Source organism: Lelliottia sp. CFBP8978 (genome assembly GCF_034046055.2).
GTDB lineage: Bacteria > Pseudomonadota > Gammaproteobacteria > Enterobacterales > Enterobacteriaceae > Enterobacter.
Window position 1 is genome coordinate 2359605 of record NZ_CM188253.1, and the last position, 22837, is coordinate 2382441.

The window sequence follows — 22837 nt, forward strand, 5'->3', positions numbered from 1 at the left end:
TTATTGTCCTTTTAGATGTCTTTAATCCACATAACCTGCCACGGATTAAGGGTTATCGTTTCTCCACGAATACAGCTATCCGTTAGCAGTTCTCTTCCATCGTTAATACCAACATAAATTGTTTGTGGTTGCTCATCGAAATTAAATAGCGCTGTTATTCTCTCGCCATTTTCAGCAATGCGGATAATTTTAAGAACATGCTCATCAGGCGCATCAAAAATAGCGTCACTGTCAGGGTGGAAAGCGTTTTGCTGGCGGCGAATGGCAATCATTTTGGTCAATGAACGATATATACGGTTACGCAGCGTACCTTCATCATTCAATTCTGCGTCAATTTCACCTTCGCGATATTTACGCCGGTTAATTGCCCGATTATAGCCCAGTTTTTCTACGCCATCGTAATCATTACGCGAACCAATAATACTCTGAATATAAATAGCGGGCACACCTGGAAAACTTAATAATAGCGCATGCGCCAGGAGGAATCGGGCTTGCCGCTCACTATCGCTGCTGTTTTTATGGCTTAATGCATCCAGATAGGTCACATTGAGTTCGTATGGACTGCGCGTGCCATCGGGATTATTTTTCCAGTTAACCAGCGCGCCCTCACTTTGCAGTTTTTCAACCAAAGCCAGAATATCTTGCTCAGGTAAAATACCGCGCAGCGGGTTGAGACCAATGCCATCATGGGAAGCAAGAAAGTTAAACCAGGTGGTACTGGAAGATGGTAGGGTCAGCTTTTGCGCCCACTGACATAACGCCATAACATTGCGGCTATGAATGCTATGGAGAACCAGCGGTGGCAGTGAGAATTGATACACCATCTGCGCTTCATTTGTACCATCACCGAAATACGCGATATTGTCTTTATGCGGGACATTGGTTTCCGTAATCAGCACGGTGCCAGGCGCCACCTCATCAGTGATAGCACGGAAAATCTGGATCAGCCGATGCGTATTCTCCTGATGAATACAGGTTGTGCCGGGCGCTTTCCACATGAACCCCACCGCATCGAGACGAATGTAATCAGCTCCCTCCATCAGATAGTGGAGCAGAACATCGACCATCGCGATCAAGACCTGCGGACTGGCGAAGTTCAAATCAATTTGGTCGTCGCTAAAAGTGGTCCACAAATGGCGAACGGAGCCGTCCGTCATTGTAAAGGGCGTTAAAAGCGGTAAAGCCCTGGGACGCGTGACGGCCGATAAATCTGTATCTGGATCAACGGCAATAAAGAAATCGGCAAACTCTGACTCCTGATTTAAATACCGTTTAAACCACGGGCTTCTTGCCGACATATGATTACAGACAAAATCAAACATCAAATTTGCCGATTTTTTTAATTCAGCAACATCACTCCACTCCCCTGCTTCCGGCGCAACACGATGATAATCAATCACCGAAAAGCCATCATCAGAAGACCACGGGTAAAATGGTAATAAATGGACATGTGAAAAAGACGTTCCCAACCATCGGTTAAAGAACCGGGTTAATATCGGCAAGGATTTTTGGCCGTTCTCGATAAATTGATCGGCATAGGTAATTAATACGACATCTTGTTCATCCCATTTTGCTTTGCGGCGGGTGTGAATAACCCTGGCGGCGTTTCCTATCTTTTCCTTGAGTACACTTAACTGCGCGTCAGAAAAATCTTTGCCATAAACAAGAGCGATCAGTTTCTTTATTTTTACGTTCACATTACTTTCCATGGTAGCGGTCCCACGAAAGGCAATCTACTCTCATGAAAAAAATCTGTCAACGAAGTCAAAGGAGGAAAAACACAAATGAAGCGCAGCTCGAATCAGTAATGTGAGCTGCCGCAAAGAAAGGATGAAATTATTACAACGTCATTCATTAATGAACTCATGCCCTCTCTCAAAAAGAGAGAAGGCAGCGCAAACGCTATTTATCAGGAGAAATAGCGGCGGGAAAAGCGGCCTGCAATCTTCTTGAGCAGCGGCTCCAGCGCCACAGCCAGTAACATTCTGATCGGTTTCCGGGCAACAGACTTCACCGCCCAACCCGCCACACCTGCCGGGCCATAGCGCAACGCGGTCAGTAGTATGAACTTTCCTGCTATTTTCAAACCGGGTTTCACTTTCTGACCGGCCTGTTGCCAGTGACGATTCATTGCGGTTCCTCTCAGTTAAAGCTGACGAAAACGACTTCTTAGCGTAAAGGTGTCGGACGTGACATAGCGTTCCATTTCACGCAGACGTTTTTCTCCGGCGGCCAGTTCGGCGTCTACCGAATCCAGCAGATCGCTGCTGGTGGGCGCGTCTTCGGACGACATTGCACTATCCGGCATCGGGTCGAGCACAAACGACAAAATGACGTAGGCCAGTAAGGTAAAGAATGCCAGACCAAAAAATACGGAAAGTACGGTAACGACGCGTACCAGCTTGACCGGAACGTCCAGATAGCGCGCCAGGCCGGCGCACACTCCGCGCACCATCCCCTGCTGAGGGATACGCCACAATTTTTTATTCAGGTTGAGTCCGGTCATTAGCTCTCCCTCCAGTTCGGGTGTTCAGCATCCAGAATGGATTCCAGTGCCTGAATACGTTCGCGCATTTTTTTCGCGTCGTCGGTGAGTTGCACCAGGCGCTGCTGTTCGCTTTGCGACAACTCACCCCGTGAAGAACGGTTGCTGTAATGCAGCCATAACCAGATCGGCAGGACGAAAAGCACGAAAATGGTCAGCGGAATAGCCAGAAAAAGCGCACTCATAGGGTCTCCTTGTCTTACGATGCGTGGCGGCACACCAGGGTGCCGCTTCAATTATTATTGGTTGTCTTGCTTCATTTTGGCTTTCAGCGCGGCCAGCTGTTCGCTGATTTCATCATCGGCTTTCAGCTCGGCAAATTGCTGATCCAGCGTTTGCTGTTTACCAAAGCTGTGGCTTTCAGCTTCTGCTTCCATATGATCGATGCGACGTTCAAACGATTCGAAGCGCGCCATTGCTTCATCCAGCTTACCGCTATCCAACTGGCGACGCACATCGCGAGACGAGCTGGCGGCCTGATGACGCAGCGTCAGTGCCTGCTGGCGGGCACGGGTTTCGCTCAGTTTGTTTTCCAGCTCAGCGATCTCTTTTTTCATGCGGGTTAATGTTTCGTCAACCAGCGTGACTTCATGTTCCAGCGTGGCCACGATGTCGGTGAGCTTCTGCTTTTCAATCAGCGCGGAACGGGCCAGATCGTCTTTTTCTTTGCGTAACGCCAGCTCGGCTTTATCTTGCCATTCATTTTGCTGTGCGGTCGCCTGCTCGATACGGCGCGACAGCTGTTTCTTTTCTGCCAGCGCACGTGCTGAAGTGGAACGAACTTCCACCAGCGTGTCTTCCATTTCCTGAATCATCAGACGCACCAGCTTCTGCGGGTCTTCCGCTTTCTCCAGCAGTGAGTTGATATTGGCGTTCACGATGTCGGCAAAACGAGAAAAAATACCCATAATTCAATCCTCATAGTTCTGTTATCGGGCGATGCCCTGCTGTTTAGCTAATACAAAACGCGTGCCAATTTTTTATCTTATTGATTTATATGATTGTGGTTGATTTTACAGCAGGGAGAATCTACTCTGACCTGGTGAATATCGCTAACGAGTGGTTAATTTCATCATGGCTGAATATAAAGATAATTTACTGGGCGAGGCCAACAGTTTTCTTGAGGTGCTGGAGCAGGTTTCTCGCCTGGCACCGCTCAACAAACCGGTTTTGATTATCGGTGAACGGGGTACCGGGAAAGAGTTGATCGCCAACCGGCTGCATTTTTTGTCCGGCCGCTGGGACGGGCCATTTATTTCGCTTAACTGCGCGGCGCTCAATGAAAATCTGCTGGATACCGAGCTGTTCGGTCATGAGGCTGGCGCGTTTACCGGTGCCCAAAAGCGCCACCCCGGGCGCTTTGAGCGTGCGGATGGCGGGACGTTGTTCCTCGATGAGCTTGCCACCGCGCCGATGCTGGTGCAGGAAAAGCTATTGCGGGTGATCGAATATGGCGAACTGGAGCGCGTGGGCGGCAGCCAGCCGTTGCAGGTGAACGTGCGTCTGGTCTGCGCCACGAACGCTAACCTGCCGGAAATGGTGGCCGCCGAAAAATTCCGCGCGGATCTCCTCGATCGTCTGGCTTTTGACGTGGTGCAGTTACCGCCGCTGCGCGAACGCCGTAGCGATATTATGTTGCTGGCAGAACAATTCGCCATTCAGATGTGTCGCGAGCTGGGCATGCCCCTTTTCCCGGGGTTTAGCGACTACGCGCGCCAAACGCTGCTGGATTACCGCTGGCCAGGCAATATTCGTGAACTGAAAAACGTGGTGGAGCGATCCGTTTATCGTCACGCCAGCAGCGAAACGGAGCTGGATACGATTATTATCGACCCTTTCCATCGCTCAACCCCTGTAAAATCGCAGCCTGATGCCCGCGCCGATATTCCCTCTCTGCCGCTGGATTTACGCCAGTTTCAGCACCATCAGGAACAGCAATTGCTGGAAATGAGTCTGAAAGAGGCGAAATATAACCAGAAGCAGGCGGCTGAACGGCTGGGTCTGACCTACCATCAATTAAGGGCGTTGCTTAAAAAGCATCAAATGCGCTGACATTATCAGCACTTACCCGCAGACATTTTTACGAAGCAGGTGTAAGTGCGATACACTTTGCAGATCGAATCTAAAAACCTTAAAAATTATGCGTCTGGTTTTCTCGTCCCTGATTGCAATCGGTCTGTTTAGCCGCCTGGTCTTTGCTGCGCCCGAACAGACTGCGCTTCCTGATATTCGCGACAGTGGCTTTGTCTATTGCGTGAACGGGCAAGTCGACACCCTCAATCCACAAAAAGCAGGCAGTGGCCTGATTGTCGACACTCTCGCTGCACAGCTTTACGACCGCCTGCTGGATGTCGATCCCTATACCTATCGACTGGTGCCGGAGCTGGCCGCAAGCTGGGAAGTGCTGGATAACGGCGCAACCTACCGTTTTCATCTGCGCGATGACGTCGCTTTTCAATCCACGCCGTGGTTTAAACCCACGCGTAAACTGAACGCTGATGACGTGGTCTTTACGTTCCAGCGCATTTTTAATCGTCATCATCCGTGGCATAACGTTAACGGCAGCAGTTTCCCCTATTTCGACAGCCTGCAGTTTGCGGATACGGTCAAAAGCGTGCGCAAGCTCGACAGCCGGACGGTGGAATTCAGTCTGACGCGCCCCGATGCCTCCTTCTTGTGGCATCTGGCGACACACTATGCATCGGTTATGTCGGCGGAATATGCCGCCCAGCTAACCAAAAAGGATCGCCAGGAATTACTCGATCGTCAGCCGGTCGGAACGGGGCCGTTCCAGATGGCAGAATATCGCGCCGGGCAGTATATTCGCCTGCAGCGCCACGAACATTTCTGGCGCGGCACGCCGCTGATGCCGCAGGTGGTGGTTGATCTTGGTTCTGGCGGCACAGGCCGACTGTCCAAGCTGCTCACCGGAGAGTGCGATGTTCTGGCCTGGCCAGCCGCCAGCCAGTTGACCATCCTGCGCGACGACCCGCGCCTGCGTCTGACGCTGCGCCCCGGAATGAACATCGCCTATCTGGCCTTTAATACCGATAAACCGCCGCTGAACAATCCCGCCGTTCGTCATGCCCTGGCACTGGCGATCAATAACCAGCGTCTGATGCAATCTATTTATTACGGCACGGCTGAAACGGCGGCGTCGATTCTGCCACGCGCGTCATGGGCCTATGACAATGAGGCCAAAATCACCGAATACGATCCGGCAAAAGCGCGGAAACAACTCGCGGCGCTGGGCGCGAGTAATCTCACGCTACAACTCTGGGTTCCGACCAGCTCGCAGGCCTGGAACCCCAGCCCACTAAAAACCGCGGAACTGATCCAGGCCGATATGGCGCAGGTTGGCGTCAAAGTGGTGATTGTGCCGGTCGAGGGGCGTTTCCAGGAGGCGCGGCTGATGGACATGAATCATGATCTTACCCTGTCTGGCTGGTCCACGGACAGTAACGATCCCGACAGTTTCTTCCGTCCGCTCCTGAGCTGCGCCGCGATCCGCTCGCAAACCAACTACGCTCACTGGTGTCACCGTGAATTCGATACCGTGTTGCAAAAAGCGCTCTCTTCTCAACAGCTGGCATCGCGTATTGAGGCCTACGACGAGGCGCAAAATATCCTCGCCAGAGAGCTTCCGGTGCTGCCGTTAGCCTCTTCACTGCGTCTGCAGGCCTATCGCTATGATATTAAAGGCCTTGTTCTGAGCCCGTTTGGCAATGCCTCGTTCGCAGGCGTGTCGCGTGAGAAACAAGATGAGGTGAAAAAACCATGATTATTTTTACCTTACGACGCCTGCTTTTGCTGGCGATCACGCTGTTTTTTCTGACGTTTATCGGGTTTAGCCTGAGCTATTTTACCCCGCACGCGCCGCTACAGGGCTCGTCGCTATGGGACGCCTGGCTGTTCTGGTTTAACGGTGTGCTGCACTGGGATTTTGGTGTCTCCAGTATCAACGGCCAGCTGATCTCGCAGCAATTGAAAGAAGTTTTTCCGGCGACCATGGAGCTGTGCATTCTGGCGTTTGGTTTTGCCCTGATCGTTGGGATCCCGGTGGGGATGCTCGCGGGCATCACCCGCAACAAATGGCAGGATAAGCTGATCAGCGCCATTGCCCTGCTCGGCTTCTCGATTCCGGTGTTCTGGCTGGCGCTTCTGCTGACGCTGTTCTTCTCATTGACGCTCGGCTGGCTGCCGGTCTCGGGACGTTTCGATCTGCTCTACACGGTTAAGACTGTCACCGGATTCGCGATCGTTGATGCCTGGCTGTCGGACTCCGTCTGGCGAGATGAGATGATCATCAGCACTCTTCGCCATATGGTGTTGCCGGTGCTGACGCTGGCCGTGGCGCCGACGACGGAAGTGATTCGTCTGATGCGCACCAGCACGATTGAAGTCTTTGATCAGAACTATGTGAAAGCCGCCGCCACGCGCGGTTTGTCGCGTCTGACCATTCTGCGCCGTCATGTTCTGCATAACGCGCTTCCGCCGGTGATTCCGCGTCTGGGGTTACAATTTTCCACCATGCTGACGCTGGCGATGATCACCGAGATGGTCTTTAGCTGGCCGGGTCTGGGCCGCTGGATGATCAATGCGATTCGCCAGCAGGACTACGCGGCGATCTCCGCAGGGGTGATGGTGATTGGGTCGCTGGTCATCATCGTAAACGTGATTTCCGATATTGTAGGTGCTATGGCCAACCCGCTGAAACATAAGGAATCGTATGCCTTACGATAGCGTATACAGGGAAAAGCGCACCCCGGGCGTGGTGCGCACCGTGTGGCGAAAATTCTATGGCGACACCACGGCGATGATCGGCCTTTATGGCTGCGGCGGCCTGGCGTTGCTGTGTATTTTTGGCGGCTGGTTTGCCCCCTATGGTCTCGATCAACAGTTCCTCGGCTACCAGTTGTTACCGCCTTCGTGGTCGCGCTACGGCGAGGTTTCTTTCTTCCTGGGGACTGACGACCTGGGGCGTGATGTCCTGAGCCGTCTGTTAAGCGGCGCGGCGCCGACCGTGGGCGGCGCGTTCGTGGTGACCTTTGCGGCCACCTTTTTTGGGGTGGTGCTCGGCGTCTTTGCCGGGGCGACGCATGGTCTGCGTTCCGCCGTGCTGAATCATATTCTGGATACGCTGCTCTCTATCCCGTCGTTGCTGCTGGCCATTATTGTGGTGGCCTTCGCCGGGCCGCATCTTTCGCATGCAATGTTTGCCGTATGGCTGGCGCTGTTACCGCGCATGGTGCGTTCGGTGTATAGCATGGTGCATGATGAGCTGGAAAAAGAGTATGTGGTCGCCGCGCGTCTGGACGGTGCGACTACCCTGAATATTTTATGGTTTGCCGTGATGCCCAACATCGCCTCGGGGCTGGTGACGGAAGTGACCCGCGCCCTGTCGATGGCAATTCTGGATATTGCCGCCCTTGGTTTTCTCGATCTTGGCGCGCAGCTGCCCTCCCCTGAATGGGGCGCGATGCTCGGCGATGCGCTGGAGTTAATTTACGTTGCGCCGTGGACAGTGATGCTCCCCGGTGCTGCAATTATGGTGAGCGTTCTGCTGATCAACCTGCTGGGCGACGGTATTCGCCGTGCAATTAATGCGGGGGTGCAATAATGCCGTTACTTGATATCCGCAACCTGACCATTGAATTTAAAACCGGCGAAGGCTGGGTGAAAGCGGTCGATCGCATCAGTATTACGCTTGCGGAAGGCGAGATTCGCGGGCTGGTGGGCGAGTCTGGCTCGGGTAAGAGTCTGATCGCAAAGGCCATCTGCGGCGTGGCTAAAGATAACTGGCGCGTTACCGCTGACCGTATGCGGTTTGACGATATTGATTTATTGCGCCTCTCCCCCCGCGAGCGACGCAAGCTGGTCGGTCACAACGTGTCAATGATCTTCCAGGAGCCGCAATCCTGTCTTGATCCGTCCGAACGGGTGGGCAAACAGCTGATGCAAAATATCCCCGGCTGGACCTATAAAGGCCGCTGGTGGCAGCTTTTTGGCTGGCGGAAACGTCGCGCCATCGAGCTTTTGCATCGCGTGGGTATTAAAGATCACAAAGACGCAATGCGCAGCTTTCCCTATGAGCTGACGGATGGCGAGTGCCAGAAAGTGATGATCGCTATCGCGCTGGCCAATCAGCCGCGGCTGTTGATCGCCGATGAACCGACGAACGCCATGGAACCTACCACGCAGGCGCAGATATTCCGCCTGCTGACCCGCCTTAACCAGAACAACAACACCACCATTTTGCTCATCAGCCACGACCTGCAAATGTTGAGCAAATGGGCCGATAAAATCGACGTGATGTATTGCGGTCAGACCGTGGAAACCGCCTTCAGCGAAGATCTGGTCACCGCGCCGCACCACCCGTATACCCAGGCGCTGATCAGGGCTATCCCCGATTTCGGCAGCGCGATGCCGCATAAAAGTCGCCTGAATACCTTGCCGGGCGCGATTCCGCTACTGGAGTCACTCCCGATTGGCTGCCGTCTTGGGCCTCGCTGCCCTTACGCGCAGCGCAAATGCATTGAAACGCCACGACTCACCGGTGCCAAAAATCACCTGTACGCCTGTCATTTCCCGCTGAACATGGAGAGAGAGTGAGATGGTCGAAACTCTGCTGGAAGTTCGTAATCTGAGTAAGACCTTTCGCTACCGGACGGGCCTGTTCCATCGTCAGACGGTCGAAGCGGTAAAACCGCTCAGTTTTACCCTGCGCGAAAAACAGACGCTGGCGATTATTGGTGAGAACGGCTCCGGTAAATCCACGCTGGCGAAGATGCTGGCGGGAATGGTCGAGCCAACGTCGGGAGATGTCCTGATCGACGATCATTTCCTGGCGTACGGCGATTACTCGTTCAGAAGCCAGCGTATTCGTATGATTTTCCAGGATCCGTCAACGTCGCTCAACCCGCGTCAGCGTATCTCCCAAATACTGGATTTTCCGCTGCGTCTGAATACCGATCTGGAACCGGAGGCGCGCAGGAAACGTATCATCGAGACACTGCGTCTGGTCGGTTTGCTGCCTGATCACGTCAGCTATTATCCGCACATGCTGGCCCCGGGGCAGAAACAGCGTCTGGGGCTGGCGCGCGCCCTGATCCTGCGGCCAAAGGTGATTATCGCCGACGAAGCGCTGGCGTCGCTGGATATGTCGATGCGTTCGCAGTTAATCAACCTGATGCTGGAATTACAGGAGAAACAGGGTATCTCTTATATCTATGTCACTCAGCATTTAGGCATGATGAAACACATTAGCGATCAGGTGCTGGTGATGCATCAGGGTGAAGTGGTCGAGCGTGGCAGCACCGCAGACGTGCTGGCTTCTCCGCTGCATGATCTGACTAAACGCCTGATTGCCGGGCATTTTGGCGAAGCGTTAACCGCCGATGCATGGCGAAAAGATAAATGACCGCTGACCTGTAAAGTGGTCGGATTAACTCTGGACGCGACACGTGATATTATCGCCGCGTTTTAACGACGATCGCCACGATGAGAGGGCGTTCGCCATAACAATGAATATAAGGATCAAAGCTATGGGTTTTCTTTCCGGTAAGCGCATTCTGGTAACTGGCGTCGCCAGCAAACTGTCCATCGCATACGGCATTGCACAGGCTATGCACCGCGAAGGCGCTGAGCTGGCGTTCACCTACCAGAACGACAAGCTGAAAGGCCGTGTTGAAGAGTTTGCCGCGCAGCTGGGTTCCAGCATCATTCTGGAATGCGATGTTGCTCAAGATGAAAGCATTGATGGCATGTTCGCTGAACTGGCAAAAGTATGGCCGAAATTCGACGGTTTCGTTCACTCAATCGGCTTTGCACCAGGCGATCAGCTGGACGGCGACTACGTGAATGCGGTAACCCGTGAAGGCTTCAAAATTGCTCACGACATCAGCTCCTACAGCTTCGTTGCAATGGCAAAAGCTTGCCGCACCATGCTGAACCCAGGCTCTGCTCTGTTGACGCTGTCCTATCTGGGTGCTGAGCGCGCTATCCCTAACTACAACGTGATGGGTCTGGCGAAGGCATCTCTGGAAGCTAACGTGCGCTACATGGCGAACGCAATGGGTCCTGAAGGTGTGCGTGTTAACGGTATCTCTGCTGGCCCAATCCGTACTCTGGCCGCATCCGGTATCAAAGACTTCCGCAAAATGCTGGCGCATTGCGAAGCGGTTACGCCAATTCGTCGCACCGTTACCATCGAAGATGTGGGTAACTCCGCAGCATTCCTGTGCTCTGACCTCTCTGCGGGTATCTCCGGCGAAGTGGTTCACGTTGACGGCGGTTTCAACATCGCTGCAATGAACGAGCTGGAAATCAAATAAGCTGTCACTCTCTTCCCTCGCGGGAAGAGAGTTTCTCCCCCACTCTGCCTTCTGCCCGTCACGTTTTCCTCCTCGTTATTCCGTTCTGCTATTTGTTATCACCTAACAATATTTTTCGCACTGAAAGCCATACGCCAGGATATTGATCGCCATTTGAGATCAAGGAACGCACATGGAACAACGCCGTTTTTCCGGCAAAGGCCACTGGTATCACGAAACCCAGACAAATCACTGTCCGGATGAGGTTCTGCCACTGGTTCCCGAGGCCGCGCATGTCGACGACCGTTTTTTGCTCGATTTAGCGCTGCCTGATGAGATAGTCACCCCGTGTGAAAGCTGGCTGACGCCAGCCCGGGCGTTATGCGATCTCCTTTTTCCGCTGCATGTTCCGGTCAACCGATTGCACACGCTCAGTGCGTACGATCGGTTGAGTACCGCGCTGACGGTAGCCCAGGCCTGTGGCGTACAGCGGCTATGCAACCACTACGCTGCCCTGCTCGCTCCGCTGCCCGGTCCCGACTCTTCCCGGGAAAGCAATCAACGCCTCGCCCAGATCACCCAGTACGCCCGTCAGCTGGCCAGCTCACCTGATGTTATTGACGACAAAGCGCAACGGCAGCTGGATGAAGTGGGTCTGTCGACCTATGACATTATTTTGATTAACCAGATTATCGGCTTCGTCGGGTTTCAGGCGCGGGTTGTGGCTGCTTTCCAGGCGTTACTGGGTCATCCGGTTCGCTGGCTGCCCGGGCACCATCTTCCGCCGCACGCGCCGACTGACGGCTGCACAGTGAGCGACTGGAAGCCGATTTTCGCGGGTGTGGAGTTGCGCTACGCCACTGCGCAACAGCTCGAATCGCTCTCTCGCTGGCAATCCGTACCGGAGCTGCGCGAACTGACGCCGGTGCTTTGCCACGAACCGACGCTCCTCGATCGTACGGGTGAGATACTGAAAAGCCTCCATCGCGGCGTCAAACAGCGCGATGCTGCCGCCCGGTCGTTACCTGTTGCCCGGGCGTTGCTGACCTGCTCTCCCGATCGATTCAGCGCCGCGCAGTTTACGCCACTTGTTGATGACGGGATCCCCGCCGCTGCGGCGATTTATCTGCTGACATGGAGCGCGTTTTGCGGCTGGCTCGACCGCCTGAAAATCGCGCTGGGCGAGCGGTCATAACCCGGGTCATTATCTAAAGAGCGCTTGCTGTAGCAGTGAGAATCGCGTAAAACTGTCAGCCGCTCAATGGCTACTAAAATAGAACACTATGCTTCAGGACAACCCGCTGCTAGCGCAGCTTAAACAGCAACTGCATTCCCAGACGCCGCGTGCAGAAGGGGTCGTAAAAGCCACGGAAAAGGGCTTTGGCTTCCTTGAAGTCGATTCGCAGAAAAGCTACTTCATCCCGCCTCCGCAGATGAAGAAAGTGATGCACGGCGATCGTGTCACAGCGGTGATTCACACTGAAAAGGATCGTGAATCGGCAGAGCCAGAAGAACTTATCGAACCTTTTCTGACCCGTTTTGTCGGTAAAGTGCACAGGAAAGACGATCGTCTTTCCATCGTACCGGACCATCCTCTGCTGAAAGATGCCATCCCTTGCCGCGCCGAGCGTGGCGTTGAACATGATTTCAAAGAAGGTGACTGGGCCGTTGCCCAGATGCGTCGCCATCCTCTGAAAGGCGATCGCGGCTTTTATGCCGAACTGACTCATTTCATTACTTACGGTGACGATCATTTCGTTCCGTGGTGGGTCACCCTTGCACGTCATAATCTGGAGAAAGAAGCGCCAAACGGCGTGGCGACAGAGATGATGGACGAAGGCCTGACGCGTCGCGATCTGACTGCCCTGAGCTTCGTCACGATCGATAGCGCCAGCACCCAGGATATGGACGATGCGCTGTACGTTGAAGAAGCCGGTGACGACAAACTGCATTTGACCGTAGCGATTGCCGATCCGACCGCGTGGATTGCCGAAGGAAGCAAGCTGGACGACTCTGCCAAAATTCGCGCGTTCACCAACTATCTGCCGGGCTTTAATATCCCGATGCTGCCGCGTGAACTTTCCGACGACCTCTGCTCGCTGCGTCCGAATGAGGTTCGCCCTGTGCTGGCATGCCGTATGACTGTCGCGGCTGACGGCACCATCGAAGACGATATCGAATTCTTCGCCGCCACCATCGAATCAAAAGCGAAACTGGCCTATGACGATGTGTCTGACTGGCTGGAAAATACCGGCAACTGGACACCTCAAAGCGATGCTATTGCACAGCAAATTCGTCTGCTGCAGCGTGTCTGCCTGAGCCGTGGCGAATGGCGTAAGACGCACGCGCTGGTCTTTAAAGATCGCCCGGACTACCGCTTCGTACTGGGTGAAAAAGGCGAAGTGCTGGATATCGTGGCAGAGCCTCGTCGTATTGCGAACCGCATCGTTGAAGAAGCGATGATTGCTGCCAACATTTGTGCGGCTCGCGTTCTGCGCGACAAATTAGGTTTCGGCATTTATAACGTGCATACCGGTTTTGATCCGGCCAACACGGAGGCGCTGGCCGCCCTGCTGAAAACGCATGACGTTCACGTTGATCCGCAGGAAGTGTTGACGCTGAATGGCTTCTGCAAACTGCGTCGTGAGCTGGACGCGCAACCGTCTGGTTTCCTCGACAGCCGTATTCGTCGCTTCCAGTCCTTCGCTGAGATCAGCACTGAACCGGGCCCGCACTTTGGCCTGGGCCTGGAGGCGTATGCCACCTGGACTTCACCGATTCGTAAATATGGCGACATGGTTAACCATCGTCTGCTTAAAGCTATCGTCAAAGGTGAAACCATTGCGCGTCCACAGGATGAGACCACCCTGCAGATGGCGGAACGTCGTCGCCTGAACCGTATGGCTGAACGTGATGTGGGCGACTGGCTGTATGCCCGTTTCCTGCAGGACAAAGCCGATACGGATGTGCGTTTTGCGGCTGAGATTATTGATGTGAGTCGTGGCGGCATGCGCGTGCGTCTGGTGGACAATGGCGCCGTCGCGTTTATCCCGGCCCCGTTCCTGCATGCGGTCCGCGATGAGTTGGTTTGCAGCCAGGAAAACGGCGCCGTGCAAATCAAAGGCGAGACGGTCTATAAAGTGACGGATGTGATTGACGTGAATATCGCTGAAGTCCGTATGGAAACCCGCAGCATTATCGCGCGTCCTGTCGCCTGATAACCTTTTAAAATGTCGGCTGTTTCTCATCTGGAGACGCCGACATTTTCTTTTCTGTTTAAATCGCGTCTCCATCACTTTTTCTTAATATTTTCCTCCCCATTCCCGCAAAAACGATCACACTTATCTACAGTAAAAGAAAACCGTTATCTTTGGTGACGGGAATGATTATCCATCAGTATCCTTTTGTGCACTTCTCGTTCTAATATAAGAACTCAGGGAAAAACAATAAGTTCACTTCGGTTATGCCGCTGTTTCGCGACGGAAAAGTCGAATGCATATGCATAACTTTGCGCTATTGAGCAGGTCCGGGAGAAAGCATGATTGACGATCTGGAGCAGAATTTACTGTTTCGTTACATGGGGACGCACAGCCCGTGGTGGCGACTGACAGCGGACAGTAATGCGCTGCATCTGGCCGCCAGCGAAAATGCCGATACCACTCAGGTGGTTGCGTTAAATGACGATCAGGCTGAATGCATCCGCCAGCTCACCGTGATCACCTCCAGCATCACCATGACACTTTCTCTGTACGGTGTGGATGTTCCCGTCCATCTGGTAGGCCGCAAAATTAACAAAAATGAGTGGGCTGGTACGGCTTCCGCCTGGAATGATACCCCTTCCGTTGCTCGCGATCTGGCGCAGGGTTTGTCCTTCGCTGAGCAGGTGGTTTCTGAAGCCAACTCCGTGATCGTCATTCTCGATCAGCAGGGTAATATCCAGCGCTTTAATCGCCTGAGTGAAGAATACACGGGCATGAAAGAGCAAGAAGTGATTGGGCAGAACGTCTTCAAGCTGTTTATGAGCCGCAGCGAAGCAGCGGCTTCGAAGCGTAATATTTCTGGTTTTTTTCGTAACGGCAGCTCCTATGAAGTGGAGCGCTGGATCAAAACGCGAAAAGGACAACGCCTGTTTCTGTTCAGAAATAAATTCGTGCATAGCGGCAGCGGTAAAAATGAAATTTTTCTCATCTGTTCGGGGACCGACATTACCGAGGAACGGCGGGCGCAGGAGCGGCTGCGGGTGCTGGCCAATACCGACACCATCACCGGCCTGCCTAACCGAAATGCCATCCACGAACTGATCAGCGACGCGATTTCCACCCGCGGCGACACCCAGGTCGGGGTGGTGTATCTCGACCTTGATAACTTTAAAAAAGTGAATGATGCCTACGGGCATATGTTTGGCGATCAGCTGTTACAGGCGGTGGCGCTCGCTATCCTGAGCTGTCTCGAAGAGGGTCAGGTACTGGCGCGTCTGGGAGGCGATGAATTCATCGTCCTGGCCACCGGGACCTCACAAAGCACGCTGGAGGCAATGGCTTCGCGTATTCTGACGCGTCTGCGCCAGCCCTTCCGCATCGGCCTGATTGAGATTTATACCGGCTGCTCGTTGGGTATCTCCCTTGCGCCACAGCATGGCACCGATCGGGAGAGTATTATTCGCAACGCCGATACCGCCATGTACACCGCCAAAGAGAGTGGGCGTGGCAAATTCTGCGTGTTCTCGCCTGAGATGAATCAGCGCGTTTTTGAATATCTGTGGCTGGATACCAACCTGCGCAAAGCGTTGGATAACGACCAGCTTTTGATTCACTATCAGCCGAAAATCACCTGGAAAGGCGAAGTGCGCAGTCTGGAAGCGTTGGTGCGCTGGCAATCTCCGGAGCGGGGTCTGATTCCGCCGCTGGAATTTATCTCCTATGCCGAGGAGTCGGGTCTGATCGTCCCGCTGGGGCGCTGGGTGATGCTGGACGTGGTGCGCCAGGTGGCTAAATGGCGTGACAAAGGCATTAATTTGCGCGTGGCCGTGAACGTCTCGGCCCGTCAGCTCGCCGATCAGACCATTTTCAGCGATTTAAAACAGGCGCTAAGAGATCTGAATTTCGAGTATTGCCCGATTGATGTGGAACTGACGGAAAGCTGCCTGATCGAAAACGAAGAGCTGGCGTTGTCGGTTATCCAGCAGTTCAGCCAGTTAGGCGCACAAATTCATCTGGACGATTTTGGCACGGGTTACTCTTCGCTGTCGCAGCTGGCTCGCTTCCCGATAGACGCCATCAAGCTCGATCAGGCTTTTGTTCGCGATATCCACAAACAGTCGATTTCTCAGTCGCTGGTGCGCGCCATCGTGGCCGTTGCTCAGGCGCTGAATTTGCAGGTGATTGCCGAGGGTGTCGAAAGTGCGAAAGAAGACGCCTTTCTGACCAAGAACGGCGTCAACGAACGACAGGGTTTTCTGTTTGCTAAGCCGATGCCCGCTGCCGCATTCGAGCGCTGGTTTAAACGTTATCAGGCCAAAAAAATGCGCTAGCTGGCTTTACGCATCCCGACCGCATTGTGCCGGTTTTGCAGCATCACCAGGCGTTCCATGTAGGCAATGTCTTTCGGCTCCAGACAAAACGCCGCATCGACCCAGTCCTCAGTGATATCCATCAGTTCACTGCGTGGAAGTTGCAGGACTCGCTGGCGGGCACGCAGCATGGCCCTCACCCCGTTCAGCTTTGGCTGTAAAGTATCAATAAAGGTGCGCGTCGACACGTAGCCTTGGCCCGGTTCAAACAGCACATCCACAAGACCATACTGCTCATGCCACTCTGCCGTATGCGACTCGCCCCGATAGATCAGCTCCTCCGCCAGCTTCATGCCAGCACGGCGGGCGACCAGTGAATAGCCGCCCATTCCCGGAAACAGATTAAAGGCGATTTCCGGAAAGCCCAGGCGTGCGTCGCGCTGTGCCAGCACAAAATGATGCGCCAGTGCCGCCTCGAAGCCGCCACCTAACGCACTGCCCTCCACCATCGCCAGGGTAATGGCTCCGGTTTCAAACCCGCACGATGCCGCATGAACACAATCCACGCAGGCGCGCGCATAAGCACGTAACGCTTCACGGCGGCCATTCTGAATGCACTCCACGAAGAAGCGCAGATCGCCTCCGGTGTTGTACATTTCCGGGACCAGTGAACCGGTTACCCAAAAGTCGACAGCAAATCCCGACTGCCGCACCAGCCACGACAGATTCATAATTTCCTCAATTAATGCATGATTAAAACAAGGACGCGGCTGGGCGCGTAACATCATCCAGACGGTGCGCCGTTCCTCCTCGTAATACCCTGCGAGCTGAGTAAAACGTTCAGAATCGGTAAACTGTTTGCAGGTAACTTGGTTGATGACTGTCATAGTCTGATTCCTCATAGAAAAAAGCGCCTTGCGCGCAGATTTAGACTAATCCACTCCCCAACCCCTCTGTATGCGAAGCGATAAAATTATCACTTTCATATATGTGATTTAGTTAGTGCATTTTTTCCCTTCTCTTTTGTTAGCAATTTCTGCATCATTGAAATTATTAACTTTTCACTTTTGGGGATGATTTTATGTCTGAGATTGACGCACAGCGAGTGGCGCAACGTATTGATACCGTGCTGGATATCCTGGTGGCAGGTGACTATCACTCTGCAATCCGTAATCTTGAGATCCTGAAATCTGAATTACTGGCCCAGAATAGTGCGGATCAGCCGCCCGCGTCGGCACAGCCGAAAGCGCCCTGGGAAGTGTAACGCTCACCCCTTGCCCATCTTGTTGTATTTTTAACCCGCGGCGCTGGTCGCCTTTATATGGATGCTATGAATTCCCGACAACAAATCATTTTGCAGATGGTGATCGACAAAGGACGCGTGAGCGTCGTCGAGCTGGCTAAGCTGACCGGTGTGTCTGAGGTCACCATCCGCCAGGATCTCAATCTTCTCGAAAAGCAGAGTTACCTGCGTCGCGCCCACGGGTATGCCGTACCGCTTGACAGCGAAGACGTGGAAACGCGAATGATGAATAACTTCGCGCTGAAACGTGAACTGGCCGAGTTTGCGGCTTCGCTGGTCAATAATGGCGAGACCGTTTTTATTGAGAACGGAAGCAGTAACGCCCTTCTTGCGCGCACGCTGGCAGAGCAGAAAGACATCACCATTATTACGGTGAGCAGCTACATTGCGCATTTGCTGAAAGAGACGCAGTGCGAGGTGATTCTGCTGGGCGGAATTTATCAGAAGAAAAGCGAAAGCATGGTCGGTCCGCTGACGCGCCAGTATGTTCAGCAGGTGCATTTCAGCAAAGCGTTCATTGGTATCGATGGCTGGCAGCCAGAAACCGGGTTTACCGGACGCGATATGATGCGTTCTGACGTCGTGAATGCTGTCCTGGAAAAAGGCTGTGAAGCGATTGTCCTGACCGACAGCTCGAAATTTGGCGCGGTTCATCCTTACACCATGGGCCCTGTTTCGCGCTTCAGTCGGGTGATTACCGATGAACGTCTGAGCGATGATTATCGTGACCAGTTACAGCGCGACGGCCTGCTGGTCGACATCATCAAAAACTCTGCCTGATCCCCAGCCACCGCCCGGTCAACCGGGCGCATGGCGATGCCGCCTGTCTGAGACAATTCTGAGCACACCTTTAAGACTATTTACCTGTCGTTTCATTACCAAAAACTTAAAATTACTCTTAGCGATATAACAGGACGTAACTATCACCTGCGTGATTTTGTAACACCTGCGCGACAAGGTTTCGCAGAAAAGACTCTTAAGTAGCCAAATTAGCTATACTTAAAAGACAACTTCTTTCTGTGATTCAATAATTCAGGAGAAAGTATGATGAATTTAACGAGCAAAAAATTAGCCGCAGCTGTTTTGGCAGTCACCCTCGCAATGTCTCTGAGCGCATGCTCTAACTGGTCCAAACGTGACCGAAATACGGCGATTGGCGCAGGTGCTGGTGCTCTGGGTGGCGCAGTCTTAACCGATGGTAGCACCTTAGGGACTTTGGGTGGCGCTGCTGTTGGTGGCATCATCGGTCACCAGGTCGGTAAATAAGATATATAATATTCGCTGGTTGATATTACGTATTCAGAATGATTTTATTCAGACTGATACACCAGTATAAAAGCCACGGCTTATGCCGTGGCTTATTATTTTAACCGCCTGCCAGTTTTACCTTCATTCCTTTTGCTTCCAGCAGGGATTTTATTAAATCGCGATTATCGCCCTGAATCTCAATCACGCCCTCTTTTACAGAACCGCCGCAGCCACATTTCTTTTTTAATTCCGCGGCCAGTTTAGCGAGCGTGGCATCATCAGCATCAATCCCCGTAACCAGACACACTCCCTTACCTTTGCGACCACTGGTTTGCCGCTGGATGCGGACGATTCCATCGCCTGCCGGGCGTTGAGCGACGGCTTTCGGCTCGTCAATACGACCGCTCTCCGTGGAGTACACCAGCCGACTGTTAGAATCTTTCATCATGCCCCCTTTTGCAGTGATGCATTAATCGCTTTTAAGGTGAGCGCCGGGTCAGCAGACTGCGTAACCGGACGACCAATCACCATATAGTCGACGCCAGCGGCCAGCGCCTGCTCCGGGGTCATGATACGGCGCTGGTCGCCAGCATCGCTCCCTTGTGGGCGAATACCCGGCGTGACAAGTTTAAAGCCCTGTCCCAGCTCAGTTTTAAAGCGTACGGCTTCTTGCGCCGAGCAGACAACCCCATCCAGACCACAGTTTTGAGTCAGACGAGCCAGACGTTCTGCATGTTCCGCAGGTGACAACGTCACGCCAAGATCCAGCAGGTCGCTTGCTTCCATGCTCGTCAGCACCGTCACGGCGATTAACAGCGGGGCGTCTTTGCCGAAAGGCACGAGCGCTTCGCGGGCTGCGGTCATCATTCGCGCCCCGCCCGAGGCGTGCACGTTCACCATCCAGACTCCCAGTTCGGCAGCGGCAGCCACCGCATGCGCAGTTGTGTTGGGAATATCATGGAATTTAAGGTCGAGAAACACATCGAAACCGCGCTGCTGCAGGTCCCGGACAATTTGCGGCCCAAACAGCGTGAACATTTCTTTACCGACCTTCAGTCGGCAATCGCGTGGGTCAATGCGATCAACAAAGGCGAGCGCGCTGTCGCGATTGTTATAGTCGAGTGCGACAACAACAGGAGAATCGGTAACTACGCGGGAAGAAGAGGAAGCAACAGACGTCATGACCAGCCCTTTTCGTCTATGGGCGCCGCAGTGGCGCGGGATAGATAAACGGCGAGCATTCTACCTGCCAGCGGCATAAATTGACAGAATCCATTTCTTTTCCTGCCAGGCCAGCCCCCTGCACGGAGCCAGACTATTTTTAAAAACCAAAAGTATGTTGTAACTAAAGTACAGGGTTTTAAAAAATTATTGCCCGTCTAACCCTCTAATCGGCTTTATAGTCGACCATGCCCGACATGACGGACAGTGCCAGTAAAGCGTATAGGCGGTAAATCCACACTTCTGGCAGCGGTAGCGCGGCTTGCTGCGAACCTGCTCGCCAACCATTTCCCGCAGTACCATCAGGCTCTCTTTCGCGCGCCCTTCTTCTGCATCGTTGAGATGGTAATCCATTAGCTTATGGAAAACACGCATGGTCGGATGGCGCTGCAGTTGTCGGGTAATATAGACCTGCGCGGTGTCGTTCCCCTCGTGCTGCTCGACGACATCGGCCAGCATTAATTCAGCGGTCGCGCCGGTATTCTCTTCCACGCAGCGACGCAGGAAGGCAACCCACTCATCCGGTCTGCCAAGCTGCTGATAGCAGGTTTGCAGCATCTCAAGCGTTTCGCTGACGAGCTCTTTGTCCTGATCGATAACGCGCAATAAACACTCTACGGCTTTGGCGAAATCGCCTTTCGCCATAAACACGCGTCCCATCATGATTGAGATACGCGCGCTGTTGCGATCGGCAGAAGCACCCTTTTTCAGCAATGCCATGGCTTTTTCCATGTCATCGCTACCCATCTGCTGTAACGCCAGCTCGCAGTAGAAATGCGCAATTTCGACACGCTGGGTATCTTTGCCAAGCTTGACCAGACGTTCTGCCGTATCAATGGCCTTTTGCCATTCACTGGTGGCCTGGTAAATCTGCAAAAGCTGCTGCAACGCGCTGATACGAAAATCAGTCTCATCCACCAGCTGGCTGAACATGTCTTCAGCGCGATCATAGAGACCCGCGGCCATATAATCGCGGCCAAGCTGTTGTACCGCCAGCAGTCGCTGATCGTAGGTCAGAGAGGCACTTTCCATCAGCGTCTGATGGATACGAATCGCGCGGTCGACCTCGCCACGAGAGCGGAACAGGTTTCCAAGGGTGAGATGCGCCTCAACGGTACCGGTATCCTCTTTTAACATGTCGAGGAACAGGTCTACCGCTTTATCCTGTTGGTTGCTCAGAAGGAAGTTCACCCCCGCCACGTAGTCGCGGGAAAGGCGGTTTGCTTCGTCCTGCTTTGTTTGTTGCGCACTTCTGCGGCCCATATACCAGCCATAGGCTGCGGCGACAGGCAAAAGCAGAAACAACAACTCCAGCATATTCGTTTATTCCTTCGCTACCGGCACACCGGGATTTACCGGAACGTCGGTCACAGGCGCAATTTGATTTTCAAGACGTTTGATTTTGCGTTCCGCACGCGCAAGAGAAACGCGGACTTTGAGCCAAAACAAGCCACACACTAGCCAGCCGATAGCAAACCCGGCGGCAAACAGAACGGCAAGCAAGCTCGATACACGATACTCGCCCTGCGCCAGCAGATAATTGAATGACACCAGCTGATCGTTTTGCGCACCCAATGTGACTGAAATGACAAAAATCGCCAACACCAGTAAGAAAATGAGTAAATATTTCACATGACTTCCCGTTATGTGGTTCAAGCGAATAAAGTGTGTTCAATTCACCGCAATCAGCCTTATAAACTACCATTTTAGCCGCAAGCGTGAAATGGAAAAAGTGACAGGCCCTCACTGGATTTGAGGGCTAAACGCAGATTTTCAACCATCAGGTGTCTTCTTGCTGTCTTTCAGCAATTTCCTGGCTCTCTTCCGGCGGCGGCGTAAGCGGTCCACATAGCCGTTGAGCCAGCCAGGTCGCAAACGTCACCAGCAGCCAGGATATCAGCGTTGCCACCACCAGATCGCGCGGCCAGTGCATCCCCAGCAGCAGTCGGCTCCCCATCACGCCTGTCGCCCAGACCAGCAGAACAGCGATGGTCACAGTACGGCGTCGCGGCCAGAGCAAGCCCACCGCTAATAACGCCCAACTGGCAGCAAACATCGTATGGCCAGAAGGGAAGGCAAATCCGGTCTCTTTTTGCCAGTGCTTACGCAAAAACTTCGGTATGTCCTGCTCTTCTGCAAGCTGGTCTTTAACCAAATGGCCGCGGTCTTTACGCTTTAAATTGTAGAAGGTATCTACCGGAATATGATGTGTTTTTTCAAGCCAGATAACAAATGGACGCGGCTCCTGAACGTGGTCTTTGACCCAGGATTTGATACCCTGTCCGGTTATAATGGCCCCACCGAGAATGACAAAGAGCATGATGGCCGGGCGCAAGCGGAATCGCAGACACCACAAGAACCAGAGGCAAAGGAGACTATGAGTGATAATGCCCCACGGCTGGGTCACCGTTTCGGTCACCCAGTAGAGCGTTTTGAGCCAACCGGTGTGTTGACCCGGTTGCCATACCCAACCTGAAATCCATACGGCGAGAGGCATAACCAGCAAAATGGCGGCACCGGCTGCCGTACGGCGGGCAATTGAAAGCATGTTGTCTCCTTTTTCGCTAAGCTCAACAATCATAACCGAAATTAACCCGGCGCGGGAAAATGTCGGATTGTGCGTTTAACGTCCGTATAGCATGGCCTCAGCTAGGTGAACGCTGGCTGCTTGTGGCAAAATAGCATGATACAAAAGCCGA

The 22837-nt window shown here is 53.4% G+C and carries 24 protein-coding genes; 13 read left to right on the forward strand and 11 right to left on the reverse strand.

Going from position 1 to position 22837, the window contains the following annotated elements:
- Positions 1–11: 11 nt before the first annotated feature.
- The 5 genes from SOM82_RS11140 to pspA form a co-directional block, all read right to left on the reverse strand.
- Entirely contained in the window at positions 12–1709 is a 1698-nt protein-coding gene (locus SOM82_RS11140; protein ID WP_320461535.1) for a sugar phosphorylase, read from the reverse strand.
- Between the two features lie 200 nt (positions 1710–1909).
- Positions 1910–2131, reverse strand: coding sequence for a phage shock protein PspD (gene pspD, locus SOM82_RS11145; protein ID WP_320461536.1), 222 nt, complete (start codon positions 2129–2131; stop codon positions 1910–1912).
- A gap of 15 nt (positions 2132–2146) precedes the next feature.
- On the reverse strand, positions 2147–2506 hold the full coding sequence (gene pspC / locus SOM82_RS11150; RefSeq protein WP_154125624.1) for an envelope stress response membrane protein PspC: 360 nt from the start codon (positions 2504–2506) through the stop codon (positions 2147–2149).
- Complete coding sequence (gene pspB, locus SOM82_RS11155) at positions 2506–2730, reverse strand: envelope stress response membrane protein PspB (protein ID WP_154125625.1); 225 nt, start codon at positions 2728–2730, stop codon at positions 2506–2508. Before pspB ends, pspC begins: the two co-directional genes overlap by 1 nt.
- Positions 2731–2784: 54 nt before the next feature.
- Complete coding sequence (gene pspA, locus SOM82_RS11160; RefSeq protein ID WP_154125626.1) at positions 2785–3453, reverse strand: phage shock protein PspA; 669 nt, start codon at positions 3451–3453, stop codon at positions 2785–2787.
- Between the two features lie 166 nt (positions 3454–3619).
- Here pspA and pspF point away from each other — a divergent pair, with 166 nt between their 5' ends.
- The 10 genes from pspF (at position 3620) to pdeR (ending at position 16387) form a co-directional block, all read left to right on the forward strand.
- Positions 3620–4597, forward strand: coding sequence for a phage shock protein operon transcriptional activator (pspF, locus tag SOM82_RS11165; RefSeq protein WP_320461537.1), 978 nt, complete (start codon positions 3620–3622; stop codon positions 4595–4597).
- A gap of 88 nt (positions 4598–4685) precedes the next feature.
- Positions 4686–6326 (forward strand): ABC transporter substrate-binding protein SapA, encoded by a 1641-nt coding sequence (sapA, locus tag SOM82_RS11170; protein ID WP_320461538.1) that lies wholly within the window; start codon positions 4686–4688, stop codon positions 6324–6326.
- On the forward strand, positions 6323–7288 hold the full coding sequence (sapB, locus tag SOM82_RS11175) for a putrescine export ABC transporter permease SapB (RefSeq protein WP_154125629.1): 966 nt from the start codon (positions 6323–6325) through the stop codon (positions 7286–7288). The genes sapA and sapB overlap by 4 nt, the downstream gene beginning before the upstream one ends.
- The gene (gene sapC / locus SOM82_RS11180) at positions 7275–8165 is read left to right on the forward strand and encodes a putrescine export ABC transporter permease SapC (RefSeq protein ID WP_320461539.1); all 891 of its coding nucleotides are present in this window, start codon (positions 7275–7277) and stop codon (positions 8163–8165) included. The genes sapB and sapC overlap by 14 nt, the downstream gene beginning before the upstream one ends.
- On the forward strand, positions 8165–9157 hold the full coding sequence (gene sapD, locus SOM82_RS11185) for a putrescine export ABC transporter ATP-binding protein SapD (RefSeq protein ID WP_154125631.1): 993 nt from the start codon (positions 8165–8167) through the stop codon (positions 9155–9157). Before sapC ends, sapD begins: the two co-directional genes overlap by 1 nt.
- A gap of 1 nt (position 9158) precedes the next feature.
- Complete coding sequence (gene sapF / locus SOM82_RS11190; protein ID WP_154125632.1) at positions 9159–9965, forward strand: putrescine export ABC transporter ATP-binding protein SapF; 807 nt, start codon at positions 9159–9161, stop codon at positions 9963–9965.
- Positions 9966–10089: 124 nt separating this feature from the next.
- The gene (gene fabI, locus SOM82_RS11195) at positions 10090–10878 is read left to right on the forward strand and encodes an enoyl-ACP reductase FabI (RefSeq protein WP_012017568.1); all 789 of its coding nucleotides are present in this window, start codon (positions 10090–10092) and stop codon (positions 10876–10878) included.
- A 172-nt stretch (positions 10879–11050) separates the two neighbouring features.
- Positions 11051–12052, forward strand: a complete 1002-nt coding sequence (locus SOM82_RS11200; RefSeq protein WP_320461540.1) for a CMD domain-containing protein — start codon at positions 11051–11053, stop codon at positions 12050–12052.
- An 88-nt stretch (positions 12053–12140) separates the two neighbouring features.
- The gene (locus SOM82_RS11205; RefSeq protein WP_320461541.1) at positions 12141–14075 is read left to right on the forward strand and encodes an exoribonuclease II; all 1935 of its coding nucleotides are present in this window, start codon (positions 12141–12143) and stop codon (positions 14073–14075) included.
- 320 nt (positions 14076–14395) lie between these two features.
- On the forward strand, positions 14396–16387 hold the full coding sequence (pdeR, locus tag SOM82_RS11210; RefSeq protein ID WP_154125635.1) for a cyclic di-GMP phosphodiesterase: 1992 nt from the start codon (positions 14396–14398) through the stop codon (positions 16385–16387).
- Here the strand turns inward: pdeR and SOM82_RS11215 are convergent.
- Positions 16384–17253, reverse strand: a complete 870-nt coding sequence (locus tag SOM82_RS11215) for a crotonase/enoyl-CoA hydratase family protein (protein ID WP_154125636.1) — start codon at positions 17251–17253, stop codon at positions 16384–16386. The genes pdeR and SOM82_RS11215 overlap by 4 nt on opposite strands.
- A gap of 194 nt (positions 17254–17447) precedes the next feature.
- Between SOM82_RS11215 and SOM82_RS11220 the strand changes: the two genes are divergently transcribed.
- The 3 genes from SOM82_RS11220 to osmB all read left to right on the forward strand — a co-directional run bounded on the left by SOM82_RS11220 (position 17448) and on the right by osmB (position 18935).
- A complete protein-coding gene (locus SOM82_RS11220; protein WP_320461542.1) occupies positions 17448–17630 on the forward strand; it encodes a YciZ family protein in 183 nt (60 codons plus the stop codon).
- A gap of 66 nt (positions 17631–17696) precedes the next feature.
- The gene (gene yciT, locus SOM82_RS11225; protein ID WP_320461543.1) at positions 17697–18449 is read left to right on the forward strand and encodes a DNA-binding transcriptional regulator YciT; all 753 of its coding nucleotides are present in this window, start codon (positions 17697–17699) and stop codon (positions 18447–18449) included.
- A gap of 267 nt (positions 18450–18716) precedes the next feature.
- Positions 18717–18935, forward strand: a complete 219-nt coding sequence (gene osmB / locus SOM82_RS11230; protein WP_154125925.1) for an osmotically-inducible lipoprotein OsmB — start codon at positions 18717–18719, stop codon at positions 18933–18935.
- 100 nt (positions 18936–19035) lie between these two features.
- On the opposite strand, the gene yciH is transcribed toward osmB, so the two are convergent.
- The 5 genes from yciH to pgpB form a co-directional block, all read right to left on the reverse strand.
- Positions 19036–19362 (reverse strand): stress response translation initiation inhibitor YciH, encoded by a 327-nt coding sequence (yciH, locus tag SOM82_RS11235; RefSeq protein WP_154125639.1) that lies wholly within the window; start codon positions 19360–19362, stop codon positions 19036–19038.
- Positions 19362–20099 carry an orotidine-5'-phosphate decarboxylase gene (gene pyrF / locus SOM82_RS11240; RefSeq protein ID WP_320461544.1) on the reverse strand — a complete coding sequence of 246 codons (738 nt, stop codon included), beginning with the start codon at positions 20097–20099 and terminating at the stop codon, positions 19362–19364. Before pyrF ends, yciH begins: the two co-directional genes overlap by 1 nt.
- A gap of 186 nt (positions 20100–20285) precedes the next feature.
- The gene (lapB, locus tag SOM82_RS11245) at positions 20286–21455 is read right to left on the reverse strand and encodes a lipopolysaccharide assembly protein LapB (protein WP_154125641.1); all 1170 of its coding nucleotides are present in this window, start codon (positions 21453–21455) and stop codon (positions 20286–20288) included.
- A gap of 6 nt (positions 21456–21461) precedes the next feature.
- On the reverse strand, positions 21462–21770 hold the full coding sequence (locus SOM82_RS11250) for a LapA family protein (RefSeq protein ID WP_320461545.1): 309 nt from the start codon (positions 21768–21770) through the stop codon (positions 21462–21464).
- A gap of 148 nt (positions 21771–21918) precedes the next feature.
- Complete coding sequence (pgpB, locus tag SOM82_RS11255; protein WP_320461546.1) at positions 21919–22686, reverse strand: phosphatidylglycerophosphatase B; 768 nt, start codon at positions 22684–22686, stop codon at positions 21919–21921.
- Positions 22687–22837: the final 151 nt, after the last annotated feature.